The following is a 24,887-nucleotide window of genomic DNA, read 5'->3' on the forward strand; positions in this document are numbered from 1 at the left end:
CGACCGGGCACGGTCGCAGGCACCACGGGAACAGGCATCTTGGAAGGATTGGGCATGAAGGCACCTGTGGGGGTGATCCTGGCGGGCGGTCAGGCGACGCGGATGGGCGGCGGCGACAAGGGTTTGCTGACGCTTGGCGACCGGACGCTTCTGGCCCATGTGGTCGAACGGATCGCGCCGCAGGTGGCGGACCTGTGCCTCAACGCCAATGGCGATGCCGTCCGTTTCGGCGCCTATGGCCTGCCGGTCGTCGCCGACAGTCTGCCGGGTTTCCCGGGGCCGCTCGCCGGTGTGCTGGCCGGGCTCGACTGGGCCGCCGTGCAGGGGGCCGACACGCTTGTCAGCGTCGCGGCCGACACGCCGTTCCTGCCCTGCGACCTTGTCCCGCGCCTGTTGCTGACCGCCGAGGGGCAGGACCACCCGCTGGTTCTGGCCGCGACCGAGGGCGATACGGAGACGCGTTCGGCCAAGGGGCGGCTGATCCGTCACCCCACATTCGGCCTCTGGCCCGTCGCGCTGCGCGACGATCTGCGTGCCGCGCTTGAGGGCGGGCTGAAGAAGGTCGTGCTCTGGACCGAAAGGCACGGCGGACGCGAAGCCGTCTTCCCGGACGAACGTGCCTTCTTCAATGTGAACACGCCCGAAGACCTGGCGCAGGCGGAGGCGATGCTGTGAAGCTGTACGGGATCACGGGCTGGAAGAATTCCGGCAAGACAGGACTGGTCGAACGCCTCGTGGCCGAGATCGCCGGGCGCGGCTATTCGGTCAGCACGATCAAGCACGCGCACCACAGTTTCGACGTGGACCATCCCGGTCGCGATTCCTATCGCCACCGGGAGGCGGGCGCCTCCGAAGTCATCCTCGCGTCGCGCAAGCGCGTGGCCCAGATGACGGAACTGCGCGGCGCGCCCGAGCCGGAGCTGGACGATCTGCTGGCGCGGCTGAGGCCCGTCGACCTGGTTCTGGTGGAGGGCTACAAGCGCGCACGGCATCCAAAGCTCGAATGCCACCGGGTCGAGACGGGCAAGGGCCTGATCGCGTCGGAGGACGACACCATCCGCGCCGTTGCCTCGGACACCTCCATGTCGCTGCATGTTCCGGTGTTCAACCTCGACGACACGATCCGCATCGCGGATTTCATTCTGGGTGAAGTCGGGCTGGACTAGCCCGTCAGCGCAGGGTGCAGGCGGCGGTCCACCATCCCGGGTGTGCCTGCTGCAACTGCGCCGCCGCGGCATCTGCCACGGGCCGGTCGTCGAACAGCGCAAAGCAGGTCGCGCCGGAGCCGGACATACGCACCAGCCGCGCGCCAGCCTGCGCGGCCAGAGCCGCCAGCACTTCGCCGATCACCGGCTGCAGCGCGATGGCGGGATCCTGCAGGTCGTTGCGCTGTGCGCGGAGCCAGTCGAGCGCGGCGGCTTGGCCGCCGCCCTCCGGCATCTCTGACATGGGTGGGTTGTCTTTGCGCAACAGGGCCTTGAAAACGGCCGGAGTTGGGACCTCCACCCCCGGATTGACGAGGACGGCATACATCGGCGCCATGAAGAGCGGCAGTACGTGGTCGCCGATCCCGTTCATCCGGGCGGCATGTCCCACCATGCAGACCGGCACATCCGCGCCGAGCGTCACCGGATCGACCGGGGCAGGGCGGCCGTAAAGCTCCTCCATCGCCCGCAGCACCGCCGCCGCGTCCGACGATCCGCCGCCGATCCCCGCCGCCGCCGGCAGGTGCTTGTCCAGTGTCATCGCGACGGCGCAACCGAAGGCCTCCGCTGCCTTCCAGCACAGGTTCCGCCGGTCGGCGGGCACCCCCGCCGCACGCGGCCCGGTGACCTCCAGCGACATCTCGGGCCCGTCGTACAGGCGCACCGTGTCGCCCACATCGGCGAACATCACGAGGCTGTCGAGCAGGTGGTAGCCGTCATCCCTCTGCCCTGTCACGTGCAGCGCGAGGTTGATCTTCGCCGGAGCGAAGGCGTTGACCTGACGTCCGTTCATGGGAAGAGCCCGCGGCGCTACGGCAGGTTCAGTCCGACACCTCGGCGCGCTCCAGCGGCGGCGCGCCTTCTTCGGCAAGGACCTGATCCAAACCAACCGCCAGCTTGCGCTTGATACGCTCCGGATCGGCCTCTGCGGCGGCGTCTTCCCAGTCGACGAAGGACAGGGCGCGCTTCCACATGAACTCTGCCTCACGCTCCCGCCCGACGGCCCAGTAGACGTCGCCCAGGTGATCGTTGACCACCGGGTCGATGGGCATCAGTTCGGCGGCGCGTTCCATGTGCGGCACGGCTTCGTCGTAGCGGCCAAGGCGGTAGAGCACCCAGCCGAGGCTGTCGACGATGTAGCCGGAGTTCGGGCGGGCCGCGACGGCGCGCTCGATCATGTTCAGCGCCTCGTCCAGCTTGCGCTGCTGTTCCACCAGCGAATACCCGAGGTAGTTCAGCACCTGCGGCTGCTCCGGGTTCAGGTCCAGTGCCTTGCGGAAATCGGCCTCTGCCTCTTCCCACTTTTCCTGACGCTCGTAGCTGATCGCGCGGGCGTAGTAGAGGAACCACAGCCGTTCGGATTCCTCCTCGTAAAGCGACAGCGCCTTCGTGTAGGCAGCGACGGCATCTTCGTAGCGCTGTTCCTGCCGGAAGATGTCGCCGAGCGTGGTGTGCACCACTGGCAGGTCCTGCTTCTGTTCGGCCAGTGTCTCGAGGACGGAAATCGCCTGATCGGTCTTGTCCTGATCGCGTAGCGCCTCTGCCTCGCCCAGCACGGCGGCGTGGCGCGAGGGATCGTCCGTCGGGACCTCCTCGAACACCTGCTCTGCCAGTTCGTACTGGCCCATACCGGACAGCAGTTCGCCTGCCAGCAGGATCGCGTCCACATGATCGGGGCGCAGGTATTCTGCCATCCGCACATAAAGCAGGGTCAGCTCGTCGCTGCCTTCGTTGGAGAGGGCGCCGGCGAGGGTATAGAACACCTCCGCGATCCCCTCCTTCGGGGTGCGGACATGCGTGAAGGGAAGCTTTTCGCCGGTCGCCAGCGCGTCGCGCATCTGCTGCAGCGCGGGGTCCAGATCGGCGCCGAAGTTCTCGTCCAGCATGGCAACCGCGGCTTCCGAGCGGCCAAGCTGGGACATCACCTCTGCCCGGGCCATGACGCCGCGGCGGGTGGAAGCCATGCCGTTCGCCTCTTCTTCGTCGAAGATCGCGGCGGCGCTTTCGAAATCGCCCACCGAGGCGAGGGCCAGCGCCTTGTGATAAGACGCGAAGGGGCCGAGGCCGGGCATCTTGGCGACGTTGTCGAATTCGACCAGGGCCGCGCTCATGTCACCGGCGCCAAGCTGTGCCCAGGCTTTCACGAGACCGTCTGCCAAGGGGCCGATGCCGCGCTTGTCGTCGATGGACTGGATGACGTTGGCGAAGGTTTCGCTGTCCACGGCGGTGGTCAGGGCGGCCATCTGGGCGATCTGGCTTTCGTGCCCGCCCTCCGCCATGCGTTCCGCCAGCAGCGCGGCCTTGCCGAAGTTGCCCAGCGACATCTCCGCCAGGATGGCGCGTTCCATCAGTTCCGCGCGCCCGGGATCGAAGGCCAGCGCGCGTTCGTAGTAGTGTGCGGCCGAGGCGAAGTCGCCGAGGAAGCTGGCCTGACGTGCGGCGAGGTAATCCCCGGCGATGCCGTTTGCGCTGGCCGCCGTTGCCGTTGCGGCCAGTGCCAGAATGCCTGCACGGATGCGCTTTGCCCAAAGGTCCAAGGTGCCGGTCTCCCCTTCATTTTCGTTCCCGAGAGCCTAGAGCGACGGGGCGGGCAAGGCAATGAGAACGCCGCTCACGAAGCGGCGAGAGGCCCCGCTGCCGTGGGGCTTCGCCTAAAGCAGGCTCAGATCGCGGTACTGGCGCAGGTTCTGCAGCTGAGCGGCATCCAGCGGGTGGTCGAAGGAAAGGGCGACGCCCCGTGGTCCCACGCGCACGACGCGGGCCGGCACCGGCTGGCGCATCGCCATCAGCCGGACCCGGGAGCCCACGGCAAGGGGGAGGCGCCCCTCTGCGAAGGCGCCGGTTTCGGACACGTTGACGATGGTGGCGGCAAAGTCGCCGTCATCGGTACACAACTCGAAGCCCCAGGCACTCGGCCAGCGGTCTGCACGTTTCCTTATCATCGCACTGTCCCCGATTGGCATTTCGGGGACAGTGGCAAATCGGGATTTACACGAGGTTAAGCCGCGACGGCCCAAGGCTCACATGTTCGGATAATTCGGCCCGTCGCCCCCCTGCGGCACCGTCCAGTTGATGTTCTGGGCGGGGTCCTTGATGTCGCAGGTCTTGCAGTGCACGCAGTTCTGGAAGTTGATGACGAACTGCTTCTCGCCGTCCTTCTCGACGAACTCGTAGACGCCCGCCGGGCAATACCGCTGCGACGGCCCCGCGTAGGTCTCGAGGTTTTTCAGCGGCACGGACGGGTCCTTCAGCTTCAGGTGCGCGGGCTGGCTCTCCTCGTGGTTGGTGAACGAGAAGGAGACGTTGGTCAGCCGGTCGAAGGACAGCTTGCCGTCGGGCTTGGGATACTCGATCGGCGTGTAGTCGGCAGCCTTGCCGGTCGCTTCAGCGTCGGACTTGCCGTGGCCCAGCGTGCCGAAGAACGAGAAGCCGAACAGGCTGTTGGTCCACATGTCGAGCCCGCCAAGCGCCAGCGACGGCGTCAGGCCCCACTTCGACCACATCGGCTTCACGTTGCGCACCGGCTTCAGGTCCTTGCCGATGGCGCCGTCGCGAACCTCCGTCTCGTAGTCGGTCAGCTCGTCGCCCGCACGGTCGGCCTTGATCGCGGCATAGGCCGCCTCGGCCGCGGCCTTGCCCGAAAGCATGGCGTTGTGGTTGCCCTTGATGCGCGGCACGTTGACCATGCCGACAGAGCAGCCCAGCAGCGCCACACCGGGCGCGACCATCTTCGGCATCGACTGGTAGCCGCCTTCGGAGATCGCCCGCGCGCCGTAGGCCACGCGCTTGCCGCCTGCCAGCAGCTCGGCCACCATCGGGTGATGCTTGAAGCGCTGGAATTCCATGTAAGGATACAGGTGCGGGTTCTTGTAGTTCAGGTGCACCACGAAACCGACATAGACCTGGTTGTTGTCGAGGTGGTAGATGAACGACCCGCCCCCGGCGTTCGACCCGAGCGGCCAGCCCATCGTGTGGGTGACGGTGCCCTCGCGGTGCTTGGCCGGGTCGATCTCCCAGATTTCCTTCATGCCAAGGCCGAACTTCTGCGGCTCCTTGCCCTTCGAGAGGTCGTACTTCGCGATCACCTCTTTCGAGAGCGAGCCGCGCACGCCTTCCGCCAGGAAGACGTACTTGCCGTGCAGCTCCATCCCCGGTTCGGTGTTAGGCCCGTAGGAGCCGTCCGCCTCCAGCCCGAAGACCCCGGCGACGACACCCTTCACCTCGCCGTTGTCCCCGTAGACCAGTTCAGAACACGCCATGCCCGGGAAGATCTCGACGCCCAGTTCCTCGGCCTGCTCCGCCATCCAGCGGCAGACGTTGCCCATCGACACGATGTACTTGCCGTGGTTGTCCATCAGCGAGGGCATCGGCCAGTTGGGGATACGAACCTTGCCCTCTTCGCCCAGGATGTAGAAGTTGTCCTTCTTCACCGGCACGGTGATCGGCGCGCCCTTGTCCTTCCAGTCGGGGATCAGCGCATCGAGCCCGCAGGTGTCCAGCACCGCACCCGACAGGATGTGCGCGCCGACCTCTGAGCCCTTCTCCAGCAGGACGACCGACAGCTCCGGGTCGAGCTGCTTGAGGCGGATCGCGGCGGACAGGCCCGCGGGGCCACCTCCGACAATCACCACGTCGTATTCCATCGCTTCGCGCTCGATCTCGCTCATGTCGCTCCCTCCAGAGACGTCCCGACGACACGCACGAGGCGGCCGGGTAATAAAATTCCAAAATTCCTAGCGCGGCGTTGCGGCATCCGTCAATGCGCGCGCAGCGTCACGAGGCCGCAGCCGCGTCGTTCCTGCGATGCAGGCAGCGTGCCGGCTGGCCCGCGACAAGCGATATCCAAGGGAATGAGAGTGCAGGGGGCCACGACCCTCGCCAGTGGCCCCCGGAAGATCAGAAGACGAGGTCGTCGAAGCCGAGCTCGGACGCCGAAACGCCCTTGAACAGCGCCATGTCGTAGCCCTCGACATTGACCAGCGCCCCATCCGCTGTGTCGGTGATATAGATCGCACTGCCCCAGAGGTCGGTCAGGTTGATCTTGTCGACGCCATCCTGGAAATCCTCGACGATGTCGAAGCCGCTTTCCTGAGCAAAGACAAAGACATCCGCGCCCTCTCCACCGACCAGCGTATCATCGCCGTAGCCCCCGAACAGGGTGTCGTTGCCGCCTTCGCCCTTGATCCAGTCAGCCCCGGCCCCGCCTTCGATCAGGTCGTTCCCGGCTTCGCCATCCATCGTGTCGTTGCCGTCCTCGCCCTTCATCCAGTCGTCGCCCTCGCCGCCAAGGATGAGGTCGTTGCCGGATTCGCCGTCCATGGTGTCGTTGTCGACACCGCCTTCGAGCGTGTCGTTGCCCTCACCGCCAAACAGCAGGTCACGGCCCTCTTCGCCCTTGATCCAGTCGTTGCCGAGACCGCCCTCGACGGTATCGTTCCCGGCCTCCCCGTCCATGGTGTCGTTGCCGTCTTCGCCCTTCATCCAGTCGTCGCCCTCGCCGCCAAGCATCAGGTCGTCGCCGGATTCTCCATCCATGGTGTCGTTGTCGAGACCGCCTTCGAGCGTGTCGTTGCCCTCACCGCCAAGCAGCAGGTCACGGCCCTCTTCGCCCTTGATCCAGTCGTTGCCGAGGCCGCCTTCCACGGTATCGTTCCCGGCTTCGCCATCCATCGTGTCGTTGCCGTCTTCGCCCTTCATCCAGTCGTCGCCCTCGCCGCCAAGCATCAGGTCGTCGCCGGATTCACCGTCCATGGTGTCGTTGTCGAGACCGCCTTCGAGGGTATCGTTGCCTTCACCGCCAAGCAGCAGGTCGCGGCCCTCTTCGCCCTTGAGCCAGTCGTCGCCGAGGTCGCCCCACAGCACGTCGTCACCGGCTTCGCCGTCGATCGTGTCGTTGCCGTCGAGACCGTGAAAGGTGTCGTTGCCCTCGAGAAGAGCGATGACATCGCCCAGAATTGTCCCATTCAGATTGTCGTCGCCGTTTGTCGGCATCCGTAGTCCCTCGCAGTAATGAAAAAGCGTCCTGGTTCCTGTTGAACGTCCGGACCGCCAGGCCGGGTATCACCGTTGGAATTTACCCTCTATGGTAGATTTACGTTCAGGATTTTTGCGCTGGCCACAAGAGGGCCAACAAACTGCCCGAGTCCAGAAGTTTGTTTCGTCAATCCTGATAATCGAAGCAGAAACCCGCCCAACCTCGGGGCGTGCGCCTGCCGAATCGATACCGCCATAGCGGTGCCCGTCAGGGCTGGGCAGCACGCGCAGCCCCGCCGTTCCGCGAAAACATGCTGGCAACCGCGGCCCGGACACTTTACATCGTGGCCGACGGCGACAACACTCGCACCCGACGCTTCTCTCAGCAAAGAAGATCTTAAATGGACAAGATCCTGATCACCCGCGCGGGCTTCACCGCGCTCGAAACAGAATTGAAACAGCTCAAGTCCGTGGAGCGCCCGGCCATCATTCAGGCTATCTCGGAGGCGCGCGAACTCGGCGACCTCAAGGAGAATGCCGAGTACCATTCCGCGCGCGAAAAGCAGGGATTCATCGAGGGCCGGATCAAGGAACTCGAGAGCGTGATCGGTCTGGCCGAGGTCATCGACCCGGCCTCGCTTTCCGGTTCCATCAAGTTCGGCGCCACCGTGACCGTGGTCGATGAGGACACTGACGAAGAGAAGACCTGGCAGATCGTGGGCGAACACGAGGCCTCGATCGAGAAGGGTCTTTTGAACGTCAAATCGCCCATCGCCCGTGCCCTGATCGGCAAGGAAGAAGGCGACAGCGTCGAAGTGCGCACGCCCGGGGGCGAAAAGTCTTACGAGATCCTTTCGGTCTCCTACAAGTAAGCGGGCCAGATGGCGGAACCAAAGGAAGCCCGTCCGACGCTGCCCGGCCTCTACAGCCGCGGCGAGGCGGCGGGCATCACCGCGGTCGAGATCACGGCGCTTGTGCTGTCGGTGATCTGGCTGATCGTGGCCTCGTCCTATTTCCTGACCGGCGGCGACACCGGCGCCGAGGGCCTGCGGTTCCTGCAGGTCCTGATGGCGATCGTGCTGCCCGTGGCGATGATCTGGGTGGCTGCCATGGCGATCCGAGCCGCCAAGGTCATGCGCACGGAAAGCGCCCGGCTTCAGGCGGCCATCGATGCGCTGCGCCAGGCCTATGTCGCGCAGTCGCAGGCCGGGAAAGGGCAGCAGCCGCATCCGGCGGTGCTGAAGCGGCTCGACGAACTGGGCGGTGGCGTGCGCAATCTGGAAACCACGCTGGCGATGCTGGGCGGCATCCGGCAGGCCGATCCCATGGCGCTGCAATGGCCGTCCGAGCAGGCAGAGGACAACCAGCCGACGCTCTCGCTTGGTACGCCCGCCGAGGCGATGCAGCCGCCGCTGTCGAACGAGGACCTGATCCGCGCGCTGCATTTCCCCGAGACCGCCGAGGACGAGGCGGGCTTTGCCGCGCTGCGCCGTGCCCTGCGCGACCGGTCCGCGGCCAAGCTGATCCAGGCGGCGCAGGACGTGCTGACCCTGATGAGCCAGGACGGCATCTACATGGACGACCTGCGCCCGGACATGGCGCGGCCCGAGGTCTGGCGCGCCTTTGCCCGGGGTGACCGGGGCCGTACCATCGCCCCGCTGGGCGGCGTGCACGACCGCTCCTCGCTGGCACTGACCGCCGCGCGGATGCGCGAGGACACGATCTTCCGCGATGCGGCGCATCACTTCCTTCGGCGCTACGACCAGATGTTCGCCAATGTCGAACCGGGTTTCTCGGACGAGGACATCTCGGCCTTCGCCTCGACGCGGACATCGCGCGCCTTCATGCTGCTGGGACGGGTCGCCGGGACCTTCGACTGATCCTAACGGGCGGGCCGCGCTACAGCCCGAAACTGCCGAAAGGGATGAACCGCACGAGGTCGCCCGGTTCGATATCCCGGGCGCCGTCCTCCAGCTCCACCAGACCCTCCGCCCAGCTCAGGCCCGACACACGCCCTGATCCTTCGGAGGCGAAGACCTCTGCCCGGCCCTCGCGGATGCGGGCGCGCAGGTATTCACGGCGGCCCGGTTTCTTGCGTTTCGTGAAGGCGGCGGGCACGTCGAACCCCACCGGCGCCTGCCAGCCCGCCCCGGCCAAGAGCCCCATGGCGGGACGTGCGAAGACCAGCGTGCAGACGAAGGCCGCAACAGGGTTGCCCGGCAGGCCGAACACCGGCACCCCCTGCCACATGCCAAGCGCCAGCGGCCGCCCGGGTTTCAGAGCGATGCGCCATTCGGCCAGGGCGCCCGTCTCACGCAGGAGGGCAGAGACATGATCCTCGTCGCCCGCCGATGCACCGCCGGAGGTCAGGATCGCGTCCACCGCGCCCACCGCCCCGTCGAGCCGCGCGCGCAGGGCGTTGCGGTCGTCGCGCACGTGGCCGAGGTCGATGGCCTCGTACCCGAAGCGCGCCGCCATGCTCAGCAGCATCGGGCGGTTGGCGTCGAAGATCTGGCCCGGCGCGGCCGTCCTGCCCGGCTCCACGACCTCGTCGCCGGTAGACAGCACGCCCACCCGCACGCGCGAGAAGACCGGCAGGGCGCCGTGGCCCACGGCGGCCGCCAGCGCCAGATCGGCGGGCGTCAGGACCCGGCCTGCCGACAGGGCGGTGACACCTTCGGCCACGTCCTCGCCTGCCTTGCGGGTGTTTGCGCCGCGGTTCACCGGTCCGCGAAAGGCGACCTCACCCTCTCCGACGGCGCAATCCTCGTCCAGCACCACGGTGTCCACGCCCTCCGGCAGCGCCGCGCCGGTCAGGACGCGCACGGCGGCACCTTCGGGCACGCGGCCCGTAAAAGGCGCTCCGGCGGCAGAGCGTCCCTCCACCAGCGGCAGGACCACGTCGCCTTCGCCGACAGCGCCAGCAGCAAAACCGTAGCCATCGACGGCGGTGTTGGCCTCCGGCGGGTTGGACCGGCGCGCCAAGATGTCCTCCGCCAGCACCCGGCCCACGCCATCGCCAAGCGGAACGTCCTCTCGCGCGACGACCGGCGACAGCCTTTGCCGCAGCATGCTCAGCGCCGCGTCCACCGGGGTCCAGTCCACGCCCGGGGGCAGGGCGAAGCAGTCGTTGCGCAAGGGGGGCGGTTTCAGCGGCATATGTCCTGCAACTCCTCTTCGAAGCCAAGCCCGAGGATCCAGCCTTCCTCGGTCCGGGCGTCCGGCACGTCTACGGCCAGCATCGCCTCCAGCCTGTCGGGGTTCAACCGGCCAATGCCGTGCGCCAGCAGATCGACCTGCACCGCGTCGCGGATGCCCGCCGTCTTACGCACCACCGGCTCGATCAGCCCGGGCCAGAGTTCGGTGAAGACGACGGGGGCGTCCACCGGCTCGAACGGCCAGACGGAGACCGGAAAGCGCTGCCTCAGCCGTGCGAGGACCGGGAGGCCCATCAGCACCTGCGATCCGACCGAACCCGCGCCAGCCAGTTGCCAGACGGTGAAGGTGCCGCGCGACCGGGTTTCGCAAACCCGCCTGTCGTCGAACGGATTTGCATAGCCGGCTTTGGTCCGCGCCAGTCCCGGCACGTCGCGCTTCAGCCCGTTGCCCCAGAACGGACCGGGGGTGCCAAGCGACAGGTTGATCCCTCCGGCCAGGTCGAAGCGGTTGTTGGCGCGTGGCGTGTCCTCGATCCGCGCTTCCAGCCAGTCCCAGAGGTCGAGAACGCCGCCACCGCAGATGGCCTGCGCCATGCCGACCGGATAGCCGAAGGGGAAGTCGAACCCGACCATGAGCCGTGCGCCTGCGGCTAGCGCATCGGTAATCCGCTTTGACAGCAGGTCCTCGGCGGTCTGGCGGTTGCGGCAATAGACCGGCGCGCGGCCGGTCTCGCCGATCCAGATCGCGTCACGTGTGGGGCGCGGGCCACGGTCGTTGCCGCCGGACCAGTCGACCATCATCACGCGGTCGAACGTCACCGCAACCGGCCCGGCGTCACGCGCAGGGACACCTCAGCTGACCCGCGACACCACGTAGTCGCTGAGGTCGATCAGCAGGTCGCGCAGGTCGCTGGCGGGCAGGGTCTGCATCGCGGTCTTCGCCCGCTCGGCCCAGGCGAGGGCCTCCTGCCGGGTCTCTTCGAGCGCGCCATGGCGATCGAGCAGGCGCAGGGCCTCCTCCAGATCGCTGTCGCGCTGGTCGCCCTTCTCGATGACCCGCTTCCAGAACGCCTTTTCCGTGTCGTCCGCCTTGGCGAAGGCCTTGATCAGCGGCAGCGTCAGCTTGCGTTCGCGGAAATCATCGCCGACGTTCTTGCCGGTCGCGTCGCCGCCCCAGTAGTCCAGCAGGTCGTCGACGATCTGGAAGGCGATCCCCAGCGCGTCGCCGTAGTCGAACAGCGCACGCACGTCTTCTTCGGGCCGTCCGGCGATCACGCCGCCCACCTCGGTCGCCGCCGAGAACAGCGCCGCCGTCTTGCCGCGCACCACCTGCAGGTAGATGTCTTCGGTGGTCGAGAGGTCCTGCGCGGCGGTCAGCTGCAGGACCTCGCCCTCTGCGATGGTCGCCGCCGCGTCCGACAGGATGCGCAGGACGCGCAGGTTGCCCGTCTCCGTCATCAACTGGAAGGATCGCGCAAAGAGGTAGTCGCCCACCAGCACCGACGACTTGTTGTCCCACAAAAGGTTCGCCGTGGGCCGGCCCCGGCGCCTTTCGCTTTCGTCCACCACGTCGTCGTGCAGCAGTGTCGCGGTGTGGATGAACTCCACCGTCGCGGCGAGGTGCACGTGATAGGGGCCATCGTAACCGCAGAGCTTGGCCGAGGCGAGGGTCAGCATGGGCCGCAACCGTTTGCCGCCGGCCTCCACGAGGTGCGCCGTCACCTCCGGTATCCGGGGGGCATGCCGGGAGGCCATCCGTTCCCGGATCAGGTCGTTCACGGCCGCCATTTCGGTCGCCAGATCAGCGGCGAGGCGTTCGTGCGGTTTCATGCGTGGCTGATCCAACATCGCGCTCCTGTCCAAGGCTCGACAATCGCCGGGCCCTGTCCTTAAATCCCTGTCATGGAAGAGCTTCTACGCACCACCGACATCACCGTGATCCCGTTGGCCAAGACCCTTCTGGACGCTGAGGGTATAGCCAGCTTTGAGCTGGACGTAAACATGAGCGTCCTCGAAGGATCCCTCGGCATTTTGCCGCGCCGGCTGATGGTCCTGTCCAGCGATCTGGACCGCGCCCGCCGCCTCATGCAGGAGGCCGGAGTGGACATTGCGCGTTGACCCGTTCGACCTCCCGGACCTGACGCGCGACGCCATGCTGGGCGGGCGTGTCATGGTGCTCCAGCCGCGCGACGGCTACCGGGCGGGCACCGATCCGGTGATCCTTGCCGCGTCGGTGCAGGCGCGGGCCGGAGAGACCGTGCTGGAACTGGGCTGCGGCGGCGGGGCCGCGCTGTGCTGCCTTGGCTGGCGCGTGCCGGGGCTCGCGTTGTCGGGGCTGGAGATACAGCCGGGCTACGCCGATCTCGCCCGCCGGAACCTCGACGGCAACGGGCTGAACGGAGAGATCCACGAGGGCGACGTGGCCGCGCCCCCCGCCGCGCTGAAGGCCCGCAGTTTCGACCACGTGATCGCCAACCCGCCCTACTTCGAGGCGGGCAAGGGGCTGTCTGCGCAGGACGGCGGGCGCGGCAAGGGCCGCACGGGCGATGTGCCGCTATCGGTCTGGGTCGACACCGCCGCGCGCCGCCTGAAGCCCAGGGGGCACGCCACCTTCATCCAGCGGGTGGAACGCCTGCCCGAGCTGATGGCCGCCATGCAGGCCGTGCTGGGCGGTCTGGAACTGTTGCCGCTGCTGCCCCGTCCGGGCCGTCCGCCGCGACTCGTTCTGCTGCGCGGGCGGAAAGAGGCGCGCACCCCCTTCAGGTTCCATCCGCCGAAGGTGATTCACCCTGAGGGTGTCATGGGAAACGGGCAAAAGAATTACTCGGAATGCTTCTTTTCCGTCATGACGGAGGGTGCGCCGTTAACTTTCGAACCGGATTTCGGCTGATTTCCGCAATTTTTGAAGGTTTCGACAACCCATTTTGCACGCGCCGCGTGACAGATTGATGAAGCTGTGGTGCACTGTTCGTACCAACCAGCGAAAGGAGGATCCCATGAGCTTGAGTTCGCATCTGCAGGAACTGAAGAAGAAGCACCATGCCCTGTCCGAGGCCGTGGAGCAGGCGCAACGTGCGCCCAGTACCGACGACCTGCAAATCGCGCACCTGAAAAAGCAGAAATTGAGGATCAAGGAGGAGATTACGCGCCTTTCGTCCGCCGTCGCCTGACGCACGGCGGAGCGGCCTGTCCTGAGACAACCGCTCAGGACAGGTTCGCCGACGTGGTGGAAGCCAACGCCTTGCCCGGCGCACCGGGCAGCGCCTTGTTTTCCGGACATCGCTGAAAGCACACTGCCCTGGGGCAGTCAGGCAGGTTTTGGCGTGTCCACAAGGAAGCCTGCAAGCGCCTGCACCTCGGCCTGCGCGATCTCGTGGCCGCCGGGATGCCAGAGGGTGTCGACCTTTGCGCCCTGCGCCGACAGCCAGCCGACGAACGTCCGTGTCAGAGGGGCCGGGCAGATCGGGTCGCGCTCCCCTGCGGTGACGAGCACGCGGGCGCCGTCGAGGCCCGGCTGCGGGTCCGGGTCCCAGGTGATCAGCGGATGGAGGAGCGCGAGGTCGGTGAACAGGTGTGGCGCACGCATCGCGACAGCGGCAAGGATGTTCGCGCCATTGGAATAGCCCAGCCCGACGACCCACGTTGCACCGACACGCACCTTCGCCGCCTCGACGAACTCCGCCATAGCGGCCGCGCGTGTCCAGAGGTCGTCCATGTCGTAGACGCCCTCCGCCTTGCGCCGGAAATACCTCAGTGCCCCGTGTTCGGAGACGTCGCCGCGCGGCGAGATCACATGCGCGCCCTCCAGCACCTGCCGGGGGAAGTCGTGGAACTGGTGTTCGTCGCCACCCGTGCCGTGGAACGTGAAGACGAGGGGCGCGCCCGGCGCGCCCCCGGTTTCCGAAAAGACGTGGTCAGTCATGGATCGGCTCGAGCCGTTTTTCCAGTTGCGGGCGCAGGTGTTCGTGCTGCGTCGGCAGGCGCAGTGCCTCGCCAAGGTGCGCGGTGTCCTCGTCCCGGTCGAACCCGGGTTCATTGGTCGCGACCTCGAACAGCACGCCGCCGGGTGTCCGGAAGTAGATCGCCCAGAAGTAATCCCGGTCGATCACCGGCGTCACCTGATAGCCGGTGTCCATCAGCGCCTTGCGCACCTCCAGCTGCTTCTCGCGGTTGTCCACCGAGAAAGCGATGTGGTGCACGCTGCCGGCGCCCTGGTCGGCGCGGCCTGCATCGACCTCGGTGATGTCCATCACCTGCGCCTCGTTGCCGTTGGGCACGCGGAAGCGGGTGACGTTGTTCTCCGCATCGTCCTTCTCGTAGCCCATGAAGCGCAGCAGTTCCGCACTGGCCTGCGCATCCCGTTGCGACAGCCGCAGATCGGCGGAGTGGAAGCCGCGGATCGCCACGTCGGCGGGGACATCGGCCACCCAGGGGGCGCGGTCGTCTTCGGCCGCGACAAGCGCAAAGCCGTCACCGTCCGGTCCCTTGAACATCAGCCGCTGCTCGCCTAGCCGGTCCGTGCGGATCAGCCCGTCGACCTTGTGCTCGGCCAGCCGGGTTTCCCAGAAGGGCAGGGCGTCCTTCGGCACGCTGAACACGGTCGTGCCGACCTCGCCGGTGCCGGGACGGCCAGGGCTGGCGTTCGGGAAGGGGAAATAGGTCATCACCGTGCCGGGCGTGCCGATCTCGTCGCCGTAGTACAGGTGATAGACGTCCGGGGCGTCGAAGTTCACCGTCTTCTTGACCCGTCGCAGGCCAAGAACCTTGGTGAAGAAATCGTTGTTCTCCTGCGCGCCCGAGGCGAGCGAGGTCACGTGGTGCAGTCCGTTGATCTGGGTCAGCATGGCTGGGTCCTCCTTCATGGCAAGGATATAGCGGCTGCGGCCCATCAAGGTAGTCCAAGCGTCCGCGCCCGATTGGTGCGAAAATGCACACATGAAAAAGAAAAAGGCCCCGACCGTGCAGTCGGGACCCTCTGGTTTGATTGATCCGGCGCGGCGTCCGCTCAGACGAAGAACTGTGCGCCGTTCGCAGAGATCGTGGAACCGTTGATGAAACCCGCGTCGTCGGAGGCGAGGAACACGACACAGCGCGCGATTTCTTCCGGCTCGCCAAGGCGGCCCGCCGGGATCTGGGCGATGATCGACTCGCGCACCTTTTCCGGCACGGCCATGACCATCTCGGTCGCGATGTAGCCTGGGCAGATCGCGTTCGCGGTGATGCCGGCGCGGGCGCCTTCCTGCGCCAGCGACTTCACGATGCCGAGGTCGCCCGCCTTGGTCGCGGCATAGTTCACCTGCGCGAACTGTCCCTTCTGGCCGTTGATCGACGAGATCACGATGACCCGCCCGAACTTGCGCTCCCGCATGCCCGGCCAGACCGGGTGCACGGTGTTGAACACGCCGGTCAGGTTGGTGTCGATCACCTCTTTCCATTGTTCGGGGGTCATCTTGTGGAACGGCGCGTCACGGGTGATGCCCGCGTTGGCGACGACCACGTCGATGGGGCCGAGATCCGCTTCGACCTGCGCGATACCCGCCTTGGACGATTCGTAGTCCGCGACGTTCCACTTGTAGGTCTTGATGCCGGTCTCTTGGGTGAACGCGGCGGCCTTCTCGTCGTTGCCTGCATAGGTGGCGGCGACAGTGTAGCCCTCCGCCTTCAGCGCCTTCGAGATGGCCTCACCGATGCCGCGGCTGCCGCCGGTGACGAGTGCAACTCTTGCCATGGGAACTCCTCCAGTCAGTGGCTTAATCGTTGGTAACTTTGTTACCTTCCTGTTTTAACTTGCGCAACAAAGTTGCTTTAATTTTCTCCGCTTCTGCGGTTTTTATACAGTTTCCGGCCTCAGACCCCTTCAAGGTAACGCTCTGCATCGCGTTCCCCCAGGGCCCAGGTGTCCCGCAGCTTCTGCGGGTCGGTGAAATCTATCTTGTCGGCGGGCGTCTCGCTGCCCGGCCAGACGTAGGTGCGGCCCGCCACGTCGGGCAGCTTCTTGTACTCGCGGGTCAGCAGCACCAGCGTCTCGCCCTTGTCGGGCACGGGCATCGGCGCCTGGTCGGCCATGCCGCCGTCGACCACCCGCCGTCCTTCCCACAGGGGAGGCTCGAACACCGGGGGGATGACTGCGGCCGCGCTCACGAGGTCGGCGAGCCGCCCGTCGCGCGCCGCGGCGTTTGCGTCGATCAGGTTCGACGTCAGGCCCATCTTCTCCGCCCAGTTGAAATGCGGCGATCCGACGATGTGCAGTTCCGCCTCGTAGGTGGCCGCCAGTGCGGTGCCGGTCAGCGTCGCCAGGCCCGTCTCCGGCGGATGCGCGATCTGGATCTGGAAGGCGGGGCCCTCCGCCACCTTGCGCGTCGCCTCATCGTCCAGCACGCGGTTGACCACGTCGCAATACAGTTCCTGATGCGGGGTGATGCCGTTCTCGTCCGCCTCGAACAGGTCGATGTTCGTGTCGCGCCGTTCAAACGCGTCGCACATCGTGTCCAGCAGGCGGCGTTCGATGCCCGCGATCCACGCAGCCCCCGCCAGCGCGCCGCCGCTGACGCCGGTCACGCGTTCGGGCGCGAAGGACATGTCCTTCGCGAGCCGGGTCAGGAAGCCGCCCTGCCAGAAGCAGCGCAGCCCACCACCGGAAAAGACGATCTGGGCGGGGTCTTCGGGAAGTCTTGTCATGAAGGGAAACGGGCCCCGAAGGGCCCGCCTCTGTTCCGTCTTACGGACGCTCGACGCAGAGCGCGACGCCCATGCCGCCACCGATGCAGAGCGTGGCGAGGCCCTTCTTGGCGTCGCGGCGCTTCATTTCGAACAGCAGGGTGTTCAGGACACGGCAGCCCGAAGCACCGATCGGGTGGCCGATGGCGATGGCGCCGCCGTTCACGTTCACGATGGCCGGATCCCAGCCCATGTCCTTGTTCACGGCACAGGCCTGTGCGGCGAAGGCCTCGTTGGCTTCCACGAGGTCGAGGTCGCTCACCGACCAGCCGGCCTTTTCCAGCGCCTTGCGCGATGCGTGGATCGGGCCGACGCCCATGATCGACGGATCGAGACCGGCGGTCGCGTAGGACGCGATGCGGGCCAGCGGCTCGATCCCGCGCTTCTCGGCGTCGTCGGCGGACATCAGCAGGACACCGGCGGCGCCGTCGTTGATGCCGGAGGCGTTCGCCGCGGTCACGGAGCCGTCCTTGGTGAAGGCCGGACGCAGTTTCTGCATGGCGTCCATCGTTGCGCCGTGGCGGATGTACTCATCCTTGTCCATGACGATGTCGCCCTTGCGGGTCTTGATGGTGAAGGGGATCACCTCGTCGTCGAACTTGCCGGCCTTCTGCGCGGCCTCGGCCTTGTTCTGGGATGCGACGGCGAATTCGTCCTGCATCTCGCGGGTGATCTGCCACTGGTCGGCCACGTTCTCGGCGGTCTGGCCCATGTGGTAGCCGTTGAACGCGTCCCAGAGGCCGTCCTTGATCATCGTGTCGATGTACTTCACGTCGCCCATCTTGTGCGCCTGGCGCAGGTTCTGCGCGTGGGGGCTCATGGACATGTTTTCCTGGCCGCCGGCGCAGACGATGGCGGCGTCGCCCAGCATGATGTGCTGCGCACCCAGTGCAACGGCGCGCAGGCCCGAGCCGCAGACCTGGTTGATGCCCCATGCGGCCGATTCCTTCGGCAGGCCCGCGTTGATGTGCGCCTGACGCGCAGGGTTCTGGCCCTGAGCGGCGGTCAGCACCTGGCCGAGAATGGTTTCCGAAACCTCGTCCTTCGAGATGCCTGCACGGGCGACCAGCGCCTCCAGCACGGCAGCACCCAGATCGTGCGCCGGGGTGTTGGCGAACGAGCCGCCAAAGCTGCCGACGCCGGTGCGGGCAGCGCTTGCGATAACGACATTGGTCATGTGGTGTCCTCCTGGCCAAGCGTAAATGTAAACGCGAGCCCGCGGGGCGCGGACCGCTTCTGTCTCGCCTGTCGAGGGAATGGACTAAACGATTTTTCCACCCTCCAAAAGAGGCAGGGTGTCTCAGAGCAACGTTGCGTCAGGCCTGTCGGCGGGTCGGCTCTGCCCGCCATGCGGGTGTGACGGTGGGTGCCGCGTAGAGATAACCCTGAAGGCAATCGACCCCCAGGCGGGCAAGGCAGTCGGCATCTGCCTGCGTCTCGACGCATTCGGCGACTGTGAACATGTCGAAGTGTTCGGAAATGCTGACCATGGCGCCGACAAGGACCTGGTTGTCGGGATCCTTGGCAATGCCGCGACAGAATTCCCCGTCGATCTTCAGGATGTCGAAGCTGAAGTCCTTGAAATGCCGCAGCGCGGTGTAGCCGGAGCCGAAATCGTCGATGGCGAAGGTGATTCCCTTCTTGCGCAGGTCGCTCATGAAGGTGGTGACCAGTTCGGGCACCAGCATGGCGGAATGCTCCGTGATCTCGAGAATCAGCCGTTCGGCCACGGTGGGGTCGTCGGAGATGCCCCGATGCAGCGTGCGCATCCACTTCTTGTAGCCGATGGACCGCGCCGACATGTTGACCGACAGCCGCAAGCTCGGCACGCGGCGCAGCTCGCTCAGGCCCTTTTCCAATGCGATGCAGTCCAGAAGCCGCCCGTACTCGGTGTCTTCCACGGTATCGATGAACTCTCCGGCGGGAATCACCCGCCCGGTGTCGTCGAGGACGCGAATCAGCCCCTCCTGGAAGGCGGCCCGGTCCGGTTGCGCCGCCTGCACGACCGGCTGGAAGGCGAGGATGACCTGACGGTGCTGGATCGCACGGCGCACCATGTCCATGACGCCCGCGTCGCGCGCGTCGACCGCGTGTTCGAGGGCATTGCGCGGGCCGGTGGTGATCTTCGGCATGGGGGGCGCTCCGTGTTCGCCGGGGGAGTCGGTGTGGCGGCATTTGAAAGGCGCGGGGTTAAGTCCGGTTTAAAGCGCGCCTTTGCGTCGAATTGGACCCGCCGGCGGGGCAGAGGCTTGACTCTCCACCGGGGCAGTGTATTCGGGCCGCTCCATTGGTGTTGGTGGCCCCCGCAAGGGGATGCCTGTCACTCCGGGGCGCGGGGCAACCCGTCCGGGGAGAGGACAACGCCCTTCGAAACACAAAGAAGGAGATCAGCCGTGACCAAACGCACGACTGCCAAGTACAAGATCGACCGCCGCATGGGCGAAAACATCTGGGGCCGCCCGAAGTCCCCGGTCAACCGCCGCGAGTACGGCCCCGGCCAGCACGGCCAGCGCCGCAAGCAGAAGATGTCCGACTTCGGCCTTCAGCTGCGCGCCAAACAGAAGCTCAAGGGCTACTACGGCGACCTGACCGAAAAGCAATTCCGCCGCATCTTCTCGGACGCGGAACGCGCCAAGGGTGACACCGGCGAGCTGCTGATCGGCCTGCTCGAGCGCCGCCTCGACGCCGTCGTCTACCGCGCCAAGTTCGTGCCGACCGTCTTCGCCGCCCGCCAGTTCGTGAACCACGGCCACGTGACCGTGAACGGCCAGCGCGTGAACATCCCCTCCTACCGCGTGAAGGAAGGCGACGTGATCGAGGTCCGCGAGAAGTCCAAGCAGATGGCCGCAATCCTCGAAGCGACCCAGCTGCCGGAGCGTGACGTTCCCGACTACGTCGAAGTCGACCACAACAAGCTGACCGCGACCTTCGTGCGCACCCCGGGCCTTTCGGACGTGCCGTACCCGGTGATCATGGAACCGAACCTGGTCATCGAATACTACGCACAGAACTAAGCGTATCCCGGCTTTGCCGGCATGTTTCGGGGCCGTCCTTCGGGGCGGCCCTTTCGCGTTTCCGGGGCCCAGCACCGTGCTGCCCTGCGTTCGGTCGGGTGGCGTGAGGTTTGGCGCCCTGACCGTGGCACGCCAGCAAAGGGCCACGCGGGGCAGGGCGGACGCAGGGGCGCCGTTACCCCGCGATGGGCTCCGGACAAAACAAAACCGCCGCGGCCTTCGTGGCGCGCGGCGGTTTGAAATCAAAGGGACGCGTGGCCCCTGAGTTCAGACGTAGAACACGTCGCGGAAAACGTGACGTGCGATTTCATCGCGCTTCAGGCCGCGCTTTGCCAGGTCCGCATCGGACATTGCGTGCAGACGCTCGATTTCCTTCATGCGGTGGCTGCTCTCGGCGATGCGGGCGAGGCCCTCCATCATGCCGTTGAACATGTCCGCCAGGACGTTGCGGCGCGGTGCGCTCTCGTGTGTGATATGTGCCATTTTCTTGCCTCTTCGGTTGGGTTGCCCCTCCGTGACAACAAGTTATGCCGCAGTGCGGCGATCTTCCAGTGCGGATGCAGCATACCCGCCACAGCGCTCATGCATGGCTGACGAACCGAGGCTCAGGGACCGTCCCGCCCCGACGCCGGCAAACGGCCACTGGACCTTTGACCTCCCGGACCTTATCACGCCACCGGATACCCGCCTGCCGATCCGTCCCCGGAGGAATACATGTCGCGCTATGACCCCGCCAGCATCGAGCCGAAGTGGCAGAAGGCCTGGGAAGACGCCCTGACCTTCAAGGCCACCCGCGAGGGTGACAAGCCCAAGTACTACGTGCTGGAGATGTTCCCCTATCCGTCGGGCCGCATCCACATCGGTCACGTCCGCAACTACACGATGGGCGACGTGATCGCGCGCTACAAGAAACAGAACGGCTTCAACGTGCTGCACCCGATGGGCTTCGACGCCTTCGGGATGCCGGCCGAGAACGCCGCCATGGCGTCCGGCGGGCACCCGAAGGACTGGACCTACGGCAACATCGACACGATGGTCGGCCAGATGAAGCCGCTGGGCTTCGGCCTCGACTGGTCGCGGATGTTCGCCACCTGCGATCCCGAATACTACGGCCAGCAGCAGGCGCTGTTCATCGACATGCTGTCCGAAGGGCTGGTCTACCGCAAGAATGCCGTGGTGAACTGGGACCCGGTCGACATGACCGTTCTGGCGAACGAGCAGGTGATCGACGGCAAGGGCTGGCGCTCCGGCGCCGAAGTCGAGCGCCGCGAACTGACGCAGTGGTTCTTCAAGATCTCCGACATGGCGGGCGAGCTTCTGGATGCCATCGACGGGCTGGACGACTGGCCCGCGAAGGTGAAGCTGATGCAGGCCAACTGGATCGGCCGGTCGCGCGGGCTGCAGTTCGCCTGGTCGCTGACGGAGCCCTCGCACGGCTTCGAGGCCATCGACGTCTACACCACCCGCCCCGATACTCTGCTGGGTGCGTCCTTCCTCGGGCTTTCGCCGGATCATCCGCTGACCAAGGCGCTTGAGCAGGACAACCCCGAGCTGGCCAGCGCCGTTGCGGCGATGCGCAAGGGCGGCACCACCGAAGAGGCGCTGGAAAAGGCGGAGAAGCTGGGCTTCGACACCGGCCTGAAGGTGAAACACCCGCTGGACCCCGCGTGGGAAGTGCCGGTCTGGATCGCCAACTTCATCCTGATGGACTACGGCACGGGCGCGATCTTCGGCTCTCCGGCGCACGACCAGCGCGACCTCGACTTCTGCCGCAAGTACGATCTGCCGGTGATCGACACCTTCCTGTCGCTCGACAACCCGGAGCCGGTGACCGACACCGCCTTCATTCCGCCGAAGACGGAGAAGGTGAAGTGGGTCAATCACTTCGCCGGTCTCGACGTGGCGACCGGGCAGGAAGCTGTCGACACCACCATCGACTGGATGGAGGCGAAGGGTCTGGGCCAAGGCGTCGAGAAGTTCCGCCTGCGCGACTGGGGCCTGTCCCGCCAGCGCTACTGGGGCTGCCCGATCCCGGTCGTGCATTGCGACGACTGCGGCGTGGTGCCGGAGAAGAAGGAAAACCTGCCCGTCAGGCTGCCCGACGACGTGACCTTCGACGTGCCGGGCAACCCGCTCGACCGGCACCCGACGTGGCGCGACTGCGCCTGCCCGACCTGTGGCAAGCCCGCGAAGCGCGAGACCGACACGATGGACACCTTCGTGGACTCCTCGTGGTACTTTGCCCGCTTCACCGCGCCGCGCGCCGAGACGCCGACCGATCTGGAGGACGCTGCCTACTGGATGAACGTCGACCAGTACATAGGCGGCATCGAGCACGCGATCCTGCACCTGCTCTACTCCCGCTTCTTCGCCCGTGCGATGATCCGCACCGGCCACCTGCCGGAGAAATCCGCCGAGCCGTTCAACGCGCTCTTCACGCAGGGCATGGTCACGCACGCGATCTACCAGACGAAGGGGGCGGACGGGCGGCCCGTCTACCATTACCCCGAGGATGTCGAACTGCGCGACGGCGGCGGCTTCCTGAAGGATGGCACGGCGGTCGAGATCATCCCGTCGGCCAAGATGTCGAAGTCGAAGAACAACGTGGTGGACCCGATGAACATCATCGCCACCTACGGCGCCGACACCGCGCGCTGGTTCGTGCTATCCGACTCGCCCCCGGAACGGGACGTGGAATGGACCGCCGCCGGGGCAGAGGCCGCCTCCAAACACCTGGCGCGCGTCTACCGCATCGCCTCCGAGATCGCGGGCGCCGAGGTGCCGCCGACGCAGGAGGATGCCGCGCTCCTGAAGGAGACGCACAAGGCGATCCACGACGTGACGATGGGTGTCGAGAGCTTCGGCTTCAACGCCGCCATCGCCAAGCTCTACGCCTTCACCAACACGCTGTCGAAGTCCCGCGCCGGGACCGAGACGAAGCGCTTCGCAGCGACGACGCTGGCGCAGCTCATGTCGCCGATGACCCCCCACCTCGCGGAGGAGATCTGGCAGACGCTGGGTGGCGAGGGGCTGATCGCCGATGCCGCATGGCCCAAGGCCGACCCGAAGATGCTGGTCGAGGATACGGTGACGCTGCCGATCCAGGTCAACGGCAAGCGCCGGGGCGAGATCGACGTGCCGAAGGACCTGGCGAAGGAAGAGGTTGAAAAGCTGGTCCTCGCACACGAAGCTGTGGTGAAGGCCCTCGACGGGGGCCAGCCGAAAAAGCTGATCGTGGTGCCGGGGCGGATCGTGAATGTGGTCGTCTGAGACGAAAACGGGAAACCTGAACCGCCGCGCTGTGCTGGCGGGCCTCGGTGCGCTGTCGCTGGCGGCCGCCTGCGGCTTCACGCCGGTCTATGCGCCGGGCGGCGGCGGGTCGCGGCTTTTGAACGCCGTATCGCTGCAGGCCCCCGATGAGGACCGCCGCTACGTCTTCAACCGCCGCTTCGAAGAGCGCCTGGGCCGTCCCGCAAGCGGTGCGCCCTACGCCCTGACGGTGCGGATCCAGGTGACGGAGCAGGACATCGGCGTGACCTCGACCGGCAACATCACGCGCTACCGGCTGATCGGGCGGGTGTTCTACACCCTCACCGATGCCACCACCGGCGCGATCCTGCACGACGGCCGGACCAACGCCTTCACCGGCTATTCGACCACCGGCTCGACCGTGGCGACCAGCGCAGCGGAACGCGACGCGGAAGAGCGCCTGATGGTCATCCTCGCCGACCAGATGATCGACGACCTTTTGCTGCGCGCCGCCGACTTCCCGGACCCCGCGTCGCCCGCATGAAGCTGACGCCGCGCGACGCCGACGCCTTCTTCCGCAAGCCCGATCCCAAGGCGGCGGGCCTGCTGATCTACGGCGAGGACACGATGCGCGTCGCGATGAAGCGGCAGGAGGTCGTCGCCAATCTCACCGGCCCGGCCGCCGACGAGGAGATGCGCATCACCCGCCTGAACGGCGCCGACCTGCGCCGCGATCCGGCGGCGCTGCTGGACGCGGTGAAGGCCACGGGCTTCTTCCCCGGCGCCCGTGCCGTCGTGGTGGAAGAGGCCGGTGACGGCGCGACCGACGCGCTGAAGGCCGCGCTGGACGACTGGCGGGAAGGCGACGCCACCATCGTTGCCACCGGCGGATCGCTCGCCGCCAAGTCCGCCCTGCGCAAGCTGTTCGAAGGGTCGAAACGCGCCTTTGCCGCGGCGCTCTACAACAATCCGCTCACCCGGTCGGAGATCGAGGCAGAGCTGAAACGCGCCGGCATCGCCGAGGTCGGCCGCGATGCCATGGGGGCGCTCGAGGTGCTGGGCCGCGACCTGACGCCCGGCGACTTCCGCATGACGCTCGAGAAGATCGCGCTCTACAAGCTGAACGACAGCTCGCCGCTGTCGGTCGCGGAGGTGGAGCTGAACGCCCCCGCTTCCTTCGAGTCCGACGTGGACGACGTGTTCAACATCCTCGCCGAGGGCCGCACCGACGAGATCGCGCCGGTGATGCAGCGCCTGTCGGGGCAGGGGGTCACGCCGGTCACGCTGCTGATCATGGGCACCCGCCATTTCCGCATGCTCTACACGCTGGTGTCGGCACCGGGCGGCCCGGCGCAGGGCATCGGCCGCCTGCGCCCGCCGGTCTTCGGCCCGCGGCGCGATCGCATCCTGCGCCAGGCGCAGGGTTGGCGTCTCGACCGGCTGGAAGCGGCGCTGGAGCTTCTCCTGGACACCGACCTGACCCTGCGCAGCGCGGGCCAGAAGGCCCCGGCCTTCGCGCTGGTCGAACGCGCGTTCGTCCGTCTGGCTTACCTCGCCCGCCGGTAGGCGGT

At 66.6% G+C, this 24,887-nt stretch carries 26 protein-coding genes; 11 read left to right on the forward strand and 15 right to left on the reverse strand.

The features are described 5' to 3' along the window. Positions 1-54: 54 nt before the first annotated feature. Both mobA and mobB read left to right on the forward strand, forming a co-directional pair. Positions 55-675: a molybdenum cofactor guanylyltransferase MobA gene (gene mobA / locus CDO87_RS13005; protein ID WP_100929171.1), complete on the forward strand. Its 621-nt coding sequence runs from the start codon at positions 55-57 to the stop codon at positions 673-675. Continuing rightward, a complete protein-coding gene (mobB, locus tag CDO87_RS13010) occupies positions 672-1,166 on the forward strand; it encodes a molybdopterin-guanine dinucleotide biosynthesis protein B (RefSeq protein WP_100929172.1) in 495 nt (164 codons plus the stop codon). Before mobA ends, mobB begins: the two co-directional genes overlap by 4 nt. Before the next feature lie 4 nt (positions 1,167-1,170). Here the strand turns inward: mobB and CDO87_RS13015 are convergent, their stop codons facing one another. From CDO87_RS13015 to CDO87_RS13035, 5 genes are all read right to left on the reverse strand, one after another. Then, the gene (locus CDO87_RS13015; RefSeq protein ID WP_100929173.1) at positions 1,171-1,998 is read right to left on the reverse strand and encodes a 4-(cytidine 5'-diphospho)-2-C-methyl-D-erythritol kinase; all 828 of its coding nucleotides are present in this window, start codon (positions 1,996-1,998) and stop codon (positions 1,171-1,173) included. Between the two features lie 28 nt (positions 1,999-2,026). Beyond that, positions 2,027-3,742 carry a tetratricopeptide repeat protein gene (locus tag CDO87_RS13020; RefSeq protein ID WP_100929174.1) on the reverse strand — a complete coding sequence of 572 codons (1,716 nt, stop codon included), beginning with the start codon at positions 3,740-3,742 and terminating at the stop codon, positions 2,027-2,029. A 114-nt stretch (positions 3,743-3,856) separates the two neighbouring features. After that, complete coding sequence (locus CDO87_RS13025; protein WP_157814987.1) at positions 3,857-4,147, reverse strand: PilZ domain-containing protein; 291 nt, start codon at positions 4,145-4,147, stop codon at positions 3,857-3,859. Positions 4,148-4,225: 78 nt separating this feature from the next. After that, a complete protein-coding gene (locus CDO87_RS13030; protein WP_100929176.1) occupies positions 4,226-5,872 on the reverse strand; it encodes an electron transfer flavoprotein-ubiquinone oxidoreductase in 1,647 nt (548 codons plus the stop codon). 229 nt (positions 5,873-6,101) lie between these two features. Then, positions 6,102-7,196: a calcium-binding protein gene (locus tag CDO87_RS13035; RefSeq protein WP_100929177.1), complete on the reverse strand. Its 1,095-nt coding sequence runs from the start codon at positions 7,194-7,196 to the stop codon at positions 6,102-6,104. A 383-nt stretch (positions 7,197-7,579) separates the two neighbouring features. Here CDO87_RS13035 and greA point away from each other — a divergent pair, with 383 nt between their 5' ends. Next, positions 7,580-8,050, forward strand: a complete 471-nt coding sequence (gene greA / locus CDO87_RS13040; RefSeq protein WP_100929178.1) for a transcription elongation factor GreA — start codon at positions 7,580-7,582, stop codon at positions 8,048-8,050. 9 nt (positions 8,051-8,059) lie between these two features. Continuing rightward, positions 8,060-9,058, forward strand: a complete 999-nt coding sequence (locus CDO87_RS13045) for a hypothetical protein (RefSeq protein ID WP_100929179.1) — start codon at positions 8,060-8,062, stop codon at positions 9,056-9,058. Between the two features lie 19 nt (positions 9,059-9,077). On the opposite strand, the gene glp is transcribed toward CDO87_RS13045, so the two are convergent. The 3 genes from glp to CDO87_RS13060 are packed head-to-tail and all read right to left on the reverse strand — an operon-like array spanning position 9,078 to position 12,184. Further along, positions 9,078-10,337 (reverse strand): gephyrin-like molybdotransferase Glp, encoded by a 1,260-nt coding sequence (gene glp, locus CDO87_RS27240; RefSeq protein ID WP_100929180.1) that lies wholly within the window; start codon positions 10,335-10,337, stop codon positions 9,078-9,080. Next, positions 10,328-11,155, reverse strand: a complete 828-nt coding sequence (locus CDO87_RS27245) for a molybdopterin guanine dinucleotide synthesis (RefSeq protein WP_254698111.1) — start codon at positions 11,153-11,155, stop codon at positions 10,328-10,330. The genes glp and CDO87_RS27245 overlap by 10 nt, the downstream gene beginning before the upstream one ends. Before the next feature lie 33 nt (positions 11,156-11,188). Next, a complete protein-coding gene (locus tag CDO87_RS13060; protein ID WP_100929181.1) occupies positions 11,189-12,184 on the reverse strand; it encodes a polyprenyl synthetase family protein in 996 nt (331 codons plus the stop codon). 54 nt (positions 12,185-12,238) lie between these two features. Between CDO87_RS13060 and CDO87_RS13065 the strand changes: the two genes are divergently transcribed. The 3 genes from CDO87_RS13065 to CDO87_RS13075 all read left to right on the forward strand — a co-directional run bounded on the left by CDO87_RS13065 (position 12,239) and on the right by CDO87_RS13075 (position 13,506). Continuing rightward, positions 12,239-12,454 (forward strand): DUF2007 domain-containing protein, encoded by a 216-nt coding sequence (locus CDO87_RS13065; protein ID WP_100929182.1) that lies wholly within the window; start codon positions 12,239-12,241, stop codon positions 12,452-12,454. A 34-nt stretch (positions 12,455-12,488) separates the two neighbouring features. After that, positions 12,489-13,226 (forward strand): tRNA1(Val) (adenine(37)-N6)-methyltransferase, encoded by a 738-nt coding sequence (locus CDO87_RS13070; protein ID WP_100930957.1) that lies wholly within the window; start codon positions 12,489-12,491, stop codon positions 13,224-13,226. A 106-nt stretch (positions 13,227-13,332) separates the two neighbouring features. Further along, the gene (locus CDO87_RS13075) at positions 13,333-13,506 is read left to right on the forward strand and encodes a YdcH family protein (protein ID WP_100929183.1); all 174 of its coding nucleotides are present in this window, start codon (positions 13,333-13,335) and stop codon (positions 13,504-13,506) included. A 137-nt stretch (positions 13,507-13,643) separates the two neighbouring features. On the opposite strand, the gene CDO87_RS13080 is transcribed toward CDO87_RS13075, so the two are convergent. From CDO87_RS13080 to CDO87_RS13105, 6 genes are all read right to left on the reverse strand, one after another. After that, a complete protein-coding gene (locus tag CDO87_RS13080; protein WP_100929184.1) occupies positions 13,644-14,258 on the reverse strand; it encodes an alpha/beta hydrolase in 615 nt (204 codons plus the stop codon). After that, complete coding sequence (locus CDO87_RS13085) at positions 14,251-15,180, reverse strand: VOC family protein (RefSeq protein ID WP_100930958.1); 930 nt, start codon at positions 15,178-15,180, stop codon at positions 14,251-14,253. Before CDO87_RS13085 ends, CDO87_RS13080 begins: the two co-directional genes overlap by 8 nt. 161 nt (positions 15,181-15,341) lie before the next feature. Next, entirely contained in the window at positions 15,342-16,064 is a 723-nt protein-coding gene (phbB, locus tag CDO87_RS13090; RefSeq protein WP_100929185.1) for an acetoacetyl-CoA reductase, read from the reverse strand. Between the two features lie 119 nt (positions 16,065-16,183). Next, the gene (locus CDO87_RS13095; RefSeq protein ID WP_100929186.1) at positions 16,184-17,014 is read right to left on the reverse strand and encodes a patatin-like phospholipase family protein; all 831 of its coding nucleotides are present in this window, start codon (positions 17,012-17,014) and stop codon (positions 16,184-16,186) included. A gap of 40 nt (positions 17,015-17,054) precedes the next feature. Continuing rightward, a complete protein-coding gene (locus tag CDO87_RS13100; protein WP_100929187.1) occupies positions 17,055-18,230 on the reverse strand; it encodes an acetyl-CoA C-acetyltransferase in 1,176 nt (391 codons plus the stop codon). Between the two features lie 139 nt (positions 18,231-18,369). Next, positions 18,370-19,185 (reverse strand): EAL domain-containing protein, encoded by an 816-nt coding sequence (locus CDO87_RS13105; RefSeq protein WP_100929188.1) that lies wholly within the window; start codon positions 19,183-19,185, stop codon positions 18,370-18,372. A 261-nt stretch (positions 19,186-19,446) separates the two neighbouring features. On the opposite strand from CDO87_RS13105, the gene rpsD reads away from it, so the two are divergent. Then, positions 19,447-20,067: a 30S ribosomal protein S4 gene (gene rpsD, locus CDO87_RS13110; RefSeq protein ID WP_100929189.1), complete on the forward strand. Its 621-nt coding sequence runs from the start codon at positions 19,447-19,449 to the stop codon at positions 20,065-20,067. Between the two features lie 267 nt (positions 20,068-20,334). Here the strand turns inward: rpsD and CDO87_RS13115 are convergent, their stop codons facing one another. Continuing rightward, positions 20,335-20,550 carry a DUF1127 domain-containing protein gene (locus CDO87_RS13115; protein ID WP_100929190.1) on the reverse strand — a complete coding sequence of 72 codons (216 nt, stop codon included), beginning with the start codon at positions 20,548-20,550 and terminating at the stop codon, positions 20,335-20,337. Between the two features lie 231 nt (positions 20,551-20,781). Here CDO87_RS13115 and leuS point away from each other — a divergent pair, with 231 nt between their 5' ends. The 3 genes from leuS to holA are packed head-to-tail and all read left to right on the forward strand — an operon-like array spanning position 20,782 to position 24,882. Then, entirely contained in the window at positions 20,782-23,337 is a 2,556-nt protein-coding gene (gene leuS / locus CDO87_RS13120; protein ID WP_100929191.1) for a leucine--tRNA ligase, read from the forward strand. Then, the gene (gene lptE / locus CDO87_RS13125; protein ID WP_100929192.1) at positions 23,324-23,860 is read left to right on the forward strand and encodes an LPS assembly lipoprotein LptE; all 537 of its coding nucleotides are present in this window, start codon (positions 23,324-23,326) and stop codon (positions 23,858-23,860) included. The genes leuS and lptE overlap by 14 nt, the downstream gene beginning before the upstream one ends. Continuing rightward, complete coding sequence (gene holA / locus CDO87_RS13130) at positions 23,857-24,882, forward strand: DNA polymerase III subunit delta (RefSeq protein ID WP_100929193.1); 1,026 nt, start codon at positions 23,857-23,859, stop codon at positions 24,880-24,882. The genes lptE and holA overlap by 4 nt, the downstream gene beginning before the upstream one ends. Positions 24,883-24,887 lie beyond the last annotated feature (5 nt).

Source organism: Sagittula sp. P11 (assembly GCF_002814095.1).
Taxonomy (GTDB): Bacteria; Pseudomonadota; Alphaproteobacteria; order Rhodobacterales; family Rhodobacteraceae; genus Sagittula.